The organism is Pseudomonas sp. NPDC089918 (assembly GCF_050280605.1).
Taxonomy (GTDB): domain Bacteria; phylum Pseudomonadota; class Gammaproteobacteria; order Pseudomonadales; family Pseudomonadaceae; genus Aquipseudomonas.
The window spans coordinates 66635-77148 of sequence record NZ_JBNNVP010000002.1 but is presented as its reverse complement, the minus strand read 5'-3'; the positions used below and the strand labels follow the sequence as shown (position 1 = coordinate 77148).

Annotated in this window: 10 protein-coding genes; 3 read left to right on the top strand and 7 right to left on the bottom strand. The window is 59.5% G+C overall.

All coding sequences use genetic code 11. The annotated features are described in order from the left end of the window. Window positions 1-11 precede the first annotated feature (11 nt). The 6 genes from ACQKPC_RS01910 to ACQKPC_RS01885 all read right to left on the bottom strand — a co-directional run bounded on the left by ACQKPC_RS01910 (window position 12) and on the right by ACQKPC_RS01885 (window position 6928). A complete protein-coding gene (locus ACQKPC_RS01910) occupies window positions 12-1343 on the bottom strand; it encodes a DUF58 domain-containing protein (protein ID WP_427622919.1) in 1332 nt (443 codons plus the stop codon). A 196-nt stretch (window positions 1344-1539) separates the two neighbouring features. After that, complete coding sequence (locus tag ACQKPC_RS01905) at window positions 1540-2541, bottom strand: AAA family ATPase (protein ID WP_427622918.1); 1002 nt, start codon at window positions 2539-2541, stop codon at window positions 1540-1542. Further along, window positions 2538-3701, bottom strand: a complete 1164-nt coding sequence (locus ACQKPC_RS01900; protein WP_427622917.1) for a DUF4350 domain-containing protein — start codon at window positions 3699-3701, stop codon at window positions 2538-2540. The genes ACQKPC_RS01905 and ACQKPC_RS01900 overlap by 4 nt, the downstream gene beginning before the upstream one ends. Continuing rightward, entirely contained in the window at window positions 3698-5242 is a 1545-nt protein-coding gene (locus ACQKPC_RS01895; RefSeq protein WP_427622916.1) for a DUF4129 domain-containing protein, read from the bottom strand. The genes ACQKPC_RS01900 and ACQKPC_RS01895 overlap by 4 nt, the downstream gene beginning before the upstream one ends. Continuing rightward, on the bottom strand, window positions 5229-6206 hold the full coding sequence (locus ACQKPC_RS01890) for a stage II sporulation protein M (RefSeq protein WP_427622915.1): 978 nt from the start codon (window positions 6204-6206) through the stop codon (window positions 5229-5231). The genes ACQKPC_RS01895 and ACQKPC_RS01890 overlap by 14 nt, the downstream gene beginning before the upstream one ends. Beyond that, entirely contained in the window at window positions 6203-6928 is a 726-nt protein-coding gene (locus ACQKPC_RS01885; RefSeq protein WP_427622914.1) for an RDD family protein, read from the bottom strand. The genes ACQKPC_RS01890 and ACQKPC_RS01885 overlap by 4 nt, the downstream gene beginning before the upstream one ends. 170 nt (window positions 6929-7098) lie before the next feature. Between ACQKPC_RS01885 and sbcB the strand changes: the two genes are divergently transcribed. Next, entirely contained in the window at window positions 7099-8529 is a 1431-nt protein-coding gene (gene sbcB / locus ACQKPC_RS01880) for an exodeoxyribonuclease I (RefSeq protein ID WP_427622913.1), read from the top strand. 98 nt (window positions 8530-8627) lie between these two features. On the opposite strand, the gene mvaT is transcribed toward sbcB, so the two are convergent. Continuing rightward, on the bottom strand, window positions 8628-9005 hold the full coding sequence (mvaT, locus tag ACQKPC_RS01875) for a histone-like nucleoid-structuring protein MvaT (protein WP_007933316.1): 378 nt from the start codon (window positions 9003-9005) through the stop codon (window positions 8628-8630). Between the two features lie 325 nt (window positions 9006-9330). Here mvaT and purU point away from each other — a divergent pair, with 325 nt between their 5' ends. Beyond that, window positions 9331-10179: a formyltetrahydrofolate deformylase gene (purU, locus tag ACQKPC_RS01870; RefSeq protein ID WP_008072448.1), complete on the top strand. Its 849-nt coding sequence runs from the start codon at window positions 9331-9333 to the stop codon at window positions 10177-10179. A gap of 82 nt (window positions 10180-10261) precedes the next feature. Beyond that, on the top strand, window positions 10262-10477 hold the full coding sequence (locus ACQKPC_RS01865) for a hypothetical protein (RefSeq protein ID WP_427622912.1): 216 nt from the start codon (window positions 10262-10264) through the stop codon (window positions 10475-10477). Window positions 10478-10514: the final 37 nt, after the last annotated feature.

Here is a 10514-nt window from a genome sequence, read left to right as displayed (position 1 = left end):
ATGGAGTCTCTCTAAATCACCCCAGCCCGCTTCCAACTCAAATACCGCGTCACCAACGCCGTGCCCAGTTCACTGGGCCGGGCATCCAGCACCGGCACTCCATGAGCACGCAACTGCTCATGGAGTTCGGCTCGCGCGTTCAAATACTCCACCGTGCCGCAATACGTCAGGGCTTCAGGCAAGGTTTGCACGGGGGCCTGACGCAAGTGGTCGAGCACCTCTTCGCGCAGGCTGACCACCAGCACTCGATGCTGACGGCCCAGGCGTTTGACGGCAGTGAGCAGTTCTTCGTCGTCTTCGTCTCGCAGGTTGGTGACCAGTACCACCAGTGCCCGGCGTTTTTGTCGGGCCAGCAGCTGGTTGATGGCGGCTGGGTAATCGGCAGGGCGTTGCGTGCCGGCCAGGTCGTAGACGGTGTTGAGCAACACGTTGAGCTGGTCTGTGCCCTTGACCGGAGCGAGGTAGCGAGCCTTATCGCCGGCGAAGGTACACAGGCCCACCGCATCACCTTGACGTAGCGCGACATAACTGAGCAGCAGGCAGGCGTTGAGTGCATGGTCGAAATGCGACAGTTCACCGTCTTGGCTGCGCATGCGCCGGCCGCAATCGAGCAGGAACATGATCTGTTGATCGCGTTCGTCCTGGTACTCCCGGGCAATTGGCGTGCGTTGGCGCGCGGTGGCTTTCCAGTCGATCTGACGCAGGCTGTCGCCTTCTCTGAACTCCCGTAACTGGTGAAATTCCAGACCCAGACCACGGCGTTGACGCTGACGCACGCCGAGTTGACTGAGCCAGTTGTCCACCGCCAACAGTTGGCCGCCGTAGAGGTGGGCGAAGTCGGGGTAGACGCGGGTGTGGTGAGTCAGGTTCAGAATGCGTTTGTCGAGCCACAGACCCAATGGACTTGGCAGGCGGATTTCGCAGTGTTCAAAGGTGAAGTGGCCGCGTTTGAGGGGGCGTAGCCGATAGCCGATGTGGCTGCGCTGGCCGGGTTGCAGCTCGACTGGCAGTGGCAGGTTTTCGAAACTCAGGCCGTCCGGCACATGGTCGAAGAGCTGAATGCTCAAGGGCTGGGCAAGATCATGCTCGACCTCCAGCCGTACTTCGCCCCATCGACCAAGCGCCAGACTGCCGGGCATATGCCGTTGCACACGAGGCGAGGGCAGTCGTTTGAGGCGGATGGCATCGAGTATCGCCAGGGCCAGCAGCGCCAGGAGCAATCCCCAGTTGATCGATAACAGGCTGGATGGAATGGCGATGTCCAAGGCTCGCAACGTGCCCAGCACGATGCCGATGGCCAGTAGGGCCGCGAGCCAGATCAGCAGCAGGCGCGAGGGTTTCATTGCGTCGCGATTCCTTGGTAAGGGCTACGTTCAACCATCTGGCACAGTACCTTTGTGGCGAGCGGGCTTGCCCGCGTTCGGCTGCGAAGCAGTCGTAAAACAGGTAGACGCGTTTTATCTGACATTATGCGTCGATGGGTTTTGGGGCTGCTCCGCAACCCAACGGGGGCAAGCCCCCTCGCCACGGGAGTGTCGGTCACAGCCTCGGCGCCGGCACTTGGTCGAGCAACTGCCGGAGTACCTGATCGACTTCCAGCCCTTCGATGTCCAGCTCCGGGGCAATTCGCACACGGTGACGCAGAACGGCCAGCGCACAACCTTTGATGTCATCGGGAATCACAAACTCGCCACCGCGCAACAAGGCCCGGGCGCGGGCGCAACGTACCAGCGCGATTGAAGCGCGTGGCCCGGCGCCCAGGGTCAACCCCGGCCAGGTCCGGGTTGTGCGGGCCAGGCGCACGGCGTAATCGAGTACCTGATCGTCCATGGGCAGATCACTGGCAATGCGTTGCAAGGCCAGCACGTCCTTGGCTTGCAACACGGTGCGCAACGGTTGCACGTCGAGCATGTCGGCGCGGGTCGAGCGGCTAACCTGGCGCACCATGTTCAGTTCCTGCTCGGCATCGGGGTAGTCCATGCGCACCTTGAGCATGAAGCGGTCGAGCTCGGCTTCCGGCAACGGGTAAGTGCCTTCCTGTTCGATCGGGTTTTGGGTGGCGAGTACCATGAACGGTTGCGCGATCGGCAGGGCGCGGCCTTCGAGGGTGACCTGGCGTTCCTGCATGGCTTCGAGCAGCGCCGCCTGGGTTTTCGCCGGGGCGCGGTTGATCTCGTCGGCCAGCAGCAGGTTGGTGAACAGCGGGCCTTTGCGCAGTTTGAATTGCTCGGTTTGCAAGTCGTACACCGCGTGCCCGGTGACATCACTGGGCATCAGGTCCGGGGTGAACTGGATGCGTGCGAACTCACCGCCGAAGCAGCGAGCGAGGGCGCGCACCAGCAACGTCTTGCCCAACCCCGGCACGCCTTCGAGCAGCACATGGCCGCCGGCGATCAGGGCGGTGAGCACGTCGTCGATCACAGTGTTCTGGCCGATCACGGCTTTTTGCAATTCTGTTCTTACCGCTTGGGCCAACTGACTGGCGCGCTGGCGCTGCTGGGCGGCGTGGGTCTGTGTGCCGGGCTCGATCTGTTCACTCATAAGGCGTTCCTCAAGGTTTGCAGCTGGGCGACCTGACGGCTGAATTCAGCGCTGGACAGCCGCTGCTTCGGTCGCGGGCTCATGGCCTGGCTGATGGCGCGTGTGGGTTGGCCAGTCAGGCGTGCGAGCACCAGCCATTGTTCGGCAACGCCGAGTTGTTCAAAACCGGGATGACGGTGACGGACACGACGCAGGATGTCTTGTTGCAAGGCTTGCAACAGGCTGTGCTGGCCGTTGCGACGCAGCATGAAATCGGCGCTGGCACGCAGGTGTTCCTGAAGTTGACGACGCGCCCTTGGGGCAGGTTCGAGCAATGGGCCGTTGCGCACGCCAACGTGCCAGAACCCCAAGGCGATCAAGGCAATCAGGGCCACCAGTGCTTGTGGAAAGTTGCGCCACAGCAAGGTCAGCAGACTGTCGTGATCAGTATTGAACAGCAGGGTCACGTCTGTGTCGGCCGTCAGGTACCACAGCAGCCAGGCGTTATCGTACTGGTCGATGGCCGGGGTTTTCCAGAGGTCGGCGTCGGTGACCACGGTGATCGAACCCAGCCCGTGAGCCAGTTGCATCATGTGCGTGGCCTTGCCGCTGTTGGCCCAGGCCTGCGCGAGGTTTTTCGGGTCGTCGAGGTGGAACGCGGTATCGAAGCCGGCGTAGGCCGGCGCCTCTTCGTTTTCCAGGTACAGCTTGGTCAGTTTGGGGTAGGGGTCGTCGAGGAGATCGGGCGGCGGTTCCTTGAGGTCTTTGCTCAGGGACTGGTGCACCTGCACCCGGTCGAGCAGCAGGTCATTGCTCTGACCGGTCTTCTCATCCCACAGGGCTTCGGCGACGAACAAAAGACGTCCACCGGCCCGGGTCCAGTTCAACACCTGATCCACCTGTCGCGGTGACATGTTCGACCGATCGCCGAGCAACAACAAACTGTGCTGGTGAGGCTCGAGCGTCGGCAAGATGTCGAGGCTGTTGGCGTGGCTGACAGTCAGGCCCTGTTTACGCAGAAAATGCTCGGCCGCCAGATAGGGGTTGGCCTGGGCTTCGGGGGACGGGCCGTGATCGATTTCTGCCTGATAGGGCATGGCCTTGAAATACAGGTAAACGCTCAGCGCACACACGAGCAGGGCGATGAACGCGCCGGCCGAAAGCCACAAACGCCGGTTCAACGGGCCGCTCCCGGGCCGAATAACGCGCGCCAGCCGTCACAGAGTTCCTGCTGCAAATGCGCCGGTGGCAGACGATGCCCATAGGCCATGTTCTGCCAGTGCCCGGTGAGGTTTTTACTGAAGGCCAGCAAGGCAGGTTGTTGCAGTTGTTCAACGCGCTGCAGAACTTCGCCTTCGGTGTCGGCGGGCTTGAGCGCCATGTTGAAGTCGTGCAGCAAGTGGCTGAGCAGGGCGCGATAGAGCAACCCGAGGGCTTCACGGGGATGGGTTTGCCAGAGGCTTTCGGCGCTGGCTGCAATATCGGCAGGCAGGGTTTCGCGGTTGAGGTCCAGGCCGAACGCCTGCTGCGGTGATGGCCGCGCGACTTTGCGATTTAACGTGGGTCGACGGCTGACAAAGGCCTGCAGCCAGTCGCGGTAACGCCAGATCAATAGCCCAATGGCGCCGATCACTGTGCCCCACAGCAACACTTCGATCAGGCTGGCCAATACGCCAAAGCGTTGGCTGTCCAGCAAGCTGAACAGCGCCTTCAGCCAGGCGGGTGTTTGACCTTCGTCCGCGTTGTTGGCGGCGGGTTTGTCTTCGCCAAAACGATAGCGCGTGACCGTTTCCTTGTTCTTGAAGGGGGGCTGATCGAGGATGGCCTTGATGCTGTCCCGGGATGCCTGACTGGTCAGTGGTTGCTCCAACAGGCGGGCAGATTCCGGTGAAGTATTCGGTTCGGCGGCCCAGCCACTTTTCGCCGTCGGCACCAGCAGCATCGCGGCCAGCAGCAGCGTGACGACCGTGCTGGTCAAGCGTTGGCGCAATCGGCGAAACACCAGTTCGATATCCCAGGCTTCCAGCCGCGTGCGTCGGTTCAGATAAAGGCTGAAACCGCAGGCCACATAGATCGGTTCCCAGACAATCAGCACCAGAACGTAAAAGGTATTGGTCAGGTGTTCCAGCCAGCGCCAGTCTTGGGTGGCGGCGGTAATCAAGGTCTGCCAGCCCCAGTCGAGTTCGACCTGTTGCGGCAAGAGCATGTAGAACAGCACCATCAAGCCGATCCACAGCGCGGTTTCCAGATGTACGCCGATGATCGTCAGCCATTGGGCGGCGCCCGCGTTGCGCTGCAGCAGCACGCGCAAACGTTGTTGGCGTGCTTCGCCCGCCAGACCTTCGAGTTGCACCACCGGCATCAGAAAACTGCGGCTCAGGCTCAGGCGACGCCAGGTCAGGCTGGCCAGCAATTGCGGTTTGAGCAGGCGCGGCCATTGGCGCAGGGCCTGCTTCAGTGTGGGCGTTTCGCCGAACATGGCTTTGGACAGGATGTACAGCGGCAGCCGATCGAACGCCGGTTTGAGCCACCAGAACAGGAACACGGCGAGGGAGGGCGAATCCCACAACAGCAAGGTGAGCAGAGCGAAGATCGGCAAGGTCACGATGGCCCAACTGGTCATCAACAGGCGTCGATGGCGCTGACTCAGCAGCACTCCCAGGTCCATGGCTTCCCAGGTCGTGCGCGGGCGGATCACCACACTGGCATCACTCAGGCGCATGGCGAGTCCGTCCGGCAAACAGCAGATAAGTCGCCACCAACAACCAGAGCGCCGCGCCGACCAGGTATTTGGTCAGCGGCGCGAGCCCGGTCCTCGACGACCAGTAGGCTTCGATAAACGCCGCAATCAGCAGAAACAGCATGACCCCGCAAATCAGCAACACGCTTTTGCGCGCCGCCAACTGCAGGGCTTCGGCGCGAGGCAAACGCCCCGGCGCGATCAAGGCCCAGCCCAGTTGCAGGCCTGCGGCGCCAGCCAGGGCGATGGCACTCAGTTCGAAGGCGCCATGGCCGATCACGAACGACCAGAAGGTTTGGCCATAGCCGATATGCGTCAGATGCCCGGCCACCGCACCGATCATCAAACCGTTGAAGAACAGGAAAAACGCGCTGCCCAGGCCAAACAGCAAACCACTGGCGAAGGTCTGAAACGCGATGCCGATGTTGTGCATGATGTAGTAACCGAACATCACCCAGTTTTCACTGGCCGCCCGTTCGGCCGAACGTCCCAGGTGGCCGGCGACGGGGTCGTACATGCTTTGCATCTCACTGACCTGCTCGGCCGGGATCAGGTTGTAGATCAGGTCCGGGAACAGATACACCAGCAACGCGAAGCCGATCAGGCTGCCAAAAAACATCAGGCTGGCGGCAAGCACGAAACGCCATTGCTCACGCACCAGTCGCGGGAAATCGGCGAGGATGAAACTCAACACGTTGGCACCCAGTCGACTGCGATGCCGATAAAGCTGTTGATGTCCGCGCAGTACCTGTTGTTGCAATGAATCGATCAGGAAACTGCTGTAACCGCGTTCCTGAGCCAGGGCCAGGTGTTGGCAGAGCCGTCGATAATCACTGGGGAAACTGGCGACTCCAGAGGCGTCCTTGTCGCGTTCCAGCCGTTCAAGCATGAGTGCAAACTGCTCCCATTCGGCACTGTGGCGACTTTCGAAAAGGCTTTGCTTCATGTCGGGCCCAACAGTCCGCGGGCGATGCCGTTGAGTTCGGCCACCGCCTGCGGCTTCGATACCTGCAACGGTTGCGCGAGTATCGAGGCGAGCTCGTTGGCCCGTGCTTCGGAGAGTTCACCCTGGCGCTCGGCAAACCCGAGGATGGCGCGCTGCTCGGTCAGCGTCAACGCGAAGGCTACGCGCCGTGGCGGGACGTCGGGCAGTTGCGGTCGGGTGAGCGGTTGTTCGCGGTAGATCACCAGCGTACCGGCGGCCAGGTCGCCGAGGCGTTTGAAGGTGGGATGTTGCAGGCAGCTGATTGCTCCGAGAAAGTAGCCGAATGGCAACATGTCGACAAATCGCAGCAGGTTGCGCAGCAAGGACGCGGACCAGCCGATCGGCGTGCCATCGTCATGTACTACGCGCAATCCCATCCATTGCTTGCCCGGCGAGCGGCCTTGATTGAGCACCTCGAACAGCACCATGTACCACCAGCTCACCACGAACAGCAGAATCGAACCCAGCCCGGCGCCCAGTTTTCCCAGGAACGCCAACACAATGAACAGCAGGCCCAGCATCACCCCGCGCAGGCCCAGGTCGATGGCGAACGCCAGCGCACGTACTATCAACCCGGCCGGGCGCAGCGGCAAGTCGATGCCTTCGGGCGTTTCGACGTGATACCGCGTGTCCAGTGGCCGGGACAGCGTCGCTTTCCCTGGCAGTGCTGTGGTGTCGAGCATGGGCAACCTTGATGTGGCCTGGTCCGTCGGATGCTAGCAGCCTCTCGGGGGAAAACGACATAACTATGTATTGCACGGTGCGTGGTCAGAGGTGATTGAATGACAAGATTTCTGGTCGGGGCGGCCTATGTGCGCCTAGACTTCGCCGGTCTTCAGTTCAGGAACAGCCCGTGACCTCGATCTTCTGGTACGACTATGAAACCACTGGCATCAACCCCCGTTGCGACCGCCCGCTGCAAGTGGCGGGGATTCGCACCGACTTCGATCTCAATGAAATAGACGAACCGGTCAACCTTTATTGCCAGCCCAGCGAGGACATCCTGCCGCATCCGGCGGCGTGTGCGATCACCGGTATTACGCCCGCGCGTCTGGCCGAACAAGGTTTGAGCGAAGCCGATTTCATGACACGGGTTCATGCCCAGCTCGCGGCGCCCGGCACCTGTGGGGCCGGATACAACACGCTGCGTTTTGACGACGAGATGACCCGTTACAGCCTGTATCGAAATTTTTTCGATCCTTATGCACGGGAGTGGCAGGGCGGCAACAGCCGCTGGGACTTGATCGATGTGGTGCGCGCGGCCTATGCCTTGCGTCCCGATGGCCTCGTCTGGCCCAGGGACGACGAAGGGCGGGTCACGCTCAAACTCGAGCGTCTGACTGCCGCCAATGGTATCGATCATGGGCATGCGCACGAGGCGCTGTCGGATGTGCGCGCCACTATCGCTTTGGCGCGCCTGATTCGGGAAAAACAGCCGAAGTTATATGACTGGCTGTTTCAACTGCGCAGTAAACAAAAGGTCATGGATCAAATTCGGCTGTTGCAGCCGATGGTGCATATTTCCGGGCGCTTCTCGGCGGCCCGCAACTATGTGGGTGTGGTACTGCCATTGGCCTGGCATCCACGTAATCGCAACGCGCTGATTGTCTGTGACTTGCACCTGGACCCTCAGGGGCTGCTTGATCTGGATGCCGAAACCTTGCGTCAGCGGCTTTATACCCGCCGCGATGACTTGGCCGAAGGCGAACTGCCGGTGCCGCTCAAGCTCATACACATAAACAAGTGCCCGGTAGTGGCGCCGTTATCGGTACTCCGTCCTGTAGATCAGCAACGTCTGGGGCTGGATATGGCGCTTTATCAGGAGCGGGCGCTGCGGCTAAGTGACGCACAACAAGTTTGGCGAGATAAAGTGGCAGACATTTACGCCAGCGACGATTTTTCTCCGAGCCAAGACCCCGAGCAACAGTTATACGACGGTTTTATCGGTGATCGGGACCGGCGTCTATGTGAGCAAGTCAGAGCTGCCGACCCTGCGCAATTAGCACATGAACAGTGGCCTTTCGATGATGAACGTTTGCCTGAATTATTGTTTCGTTATCGCGCACGCAACTTTCCCGATACGTTGAGCCTGGAAGAGCAAGAACGCTGGCGAATATTCTGTCAGAAACGTTTGTGTGCACCTGAGTGGGGCGCGCCAAATACGCTGGATAGTTTTCTGGAGGCGGCTGCTCAATTGATGACTAGTGCTACATCGTTTCAGCGAGAGGTTCTGGATGAATGGCAGAATCATGTCCAGTCATTACGCAAACGTTTGAATCTTTGAAAACGAAAATAATCCGCGCTTGAATTTCAGGCATAAAAAAACGCCAGCATTTGCTGGCGTTCTTTTGGTCGCGGATCAGTCTGCGACACGCTTGCGGCTTAGCCCAGCAGGGTAGCCCAACCTTCAACCACATCACCGCCCCACTTGGCTTTCCACTCTTTCAGAGTCTTGTGGTTGCCACCTTTGGTTTCGATGACTTCGCCATTGTGCGGGTTTTTGTATTGTTTAACTTTGCGAGCACGCTTGGTGCCAGTAGTTTTTACTGCGCCGCCACGTGGAGCCTTGGTTTTGGACTCTGGATCCAATAGCGCGATGATGTCGCGCAGGGATTTGGAGTATTCGCCCATCAGGGTGCGCAGTTTGCCTTCGAATTCCAGCTCGGTTTGCAGTTTGTCGTCTTGGGACAGATTCTTCAAACGGGCTTGCAGCTCTTTGATAGCTTCTTCGGTGGCGCGATATTCGTTGATCAAGGACATGAGGACTACCTTATGTTGGGCGCTGGATGGCAGGTGACAGTGCGACAATAATAGTCAGGGTGTTTCATCAAGTAAACATTTAACCGGAGTTTTATTTAAATTAGTTGCGGAATAGGACACACATTGGAGTGATAGTTAAATAGCGTCACAAATATTCTCAGTTGACCTCTTGAAGAATGCCCGCAAGAACACCATCGCGTGGGGCCGCGTCTGCTTGCAGAACCTGTACGGGACCTGCAGGCAACGCCATACGTCATCAATACTGCAGTTTTGCTGCGCAATCGCTAGAATGGCGGCCTTTGCGAAGTTCTGGAGTTTCCCCCTCATGCGCACTTTTCGGCTGGTGATTGCTTGCCCGGACCGCGTCGGCATCGTTGCTAAAGTCAGTAACTTTCTGGCGTCACATAATGGCTGGATCACTGAAGCGAGCCATCACTCGGATAATCTCAGTGGCTGGTTCTTCATGCGTCACGAAATTCGTGCCGATTCGCTACCTTTCGGTATCGAAGCCTTTCGCGAAGCGTTTGCACCGATCGCCGAAGAGTTCTCGATGGATTGGCGCATCACCGACACCGAGCAGAAGAAACGCGTGGTGTTGATGGCCAGCCGTGAATCTCACTGTCTGGCCGACTTGCTCCACCGCTGGCACAGCGACGAACTGGACTGTGAAATCACCTGCGTGATTTCCAACCATGATGATTTGCGCAGCATGGTCGAGTGGCACGGTATTCCTTACTACCATGTCCCGGTCAATCCACAGAACAAGGAGCCGGCCTTCGCCGAAGTCTCGCGTCTGGTTAAACAGCACGAGGCCGAAGTGGTGGTACTTGCCCGTTATATGCAGATTCTGCCGCCCGAGTTGTGCAGCGAATATGCTCATAAAGTCATCAATATTCACCACAGCTTCTTGCCGTCGTTCGTCGGTGCCAAGCCGTATCACCAGGCTTCGATGCGCGGTGTGAAGTTGATCGGCGCCACTTGCCACTATGTCACCGAAGAGCTGGACGCCGGTCCGATCATCGAGCAAGACGTCGTGCGCGTGAGTCACAGCGACAGTATTGAAGACATGGTGCGCTTCGGCCGTGATGTCGAGAAAATGGTGCTGGCCCGTGGTCTGCGTTATCACCTGGAAGACCGGGTGCTGGTGCATGGCAATAAAACCGTGGTGTTCTGATAGCCATACGGTTGAAATTCGAAGGGCCTGGGCGTTCAATCGCTGCAGGCCCTTCGCCGTTTTTTGCACTGAGAACATGACCATGGCCGATCCATTGGACAAAGCCACTTCCAAAGCACCCGCCACATTGGGTGAGGGCTGTTTGAGTCGCTATGACCCGGATGACCTGAGCGCCGAAGACGGCACGGAGTTCCCCGGTGCCGCCGAGTTGTGGGAGCAGTTGCAGGACTGTGGTGAGGGGACTTGTCCCCGTTCGGCGGCGCAGCCGTCGCAAGATCAGCTCACAAGGTATACCTGAAGGAATGCCGGGGGCCGCTTCGCAGCCCAACGGGGGC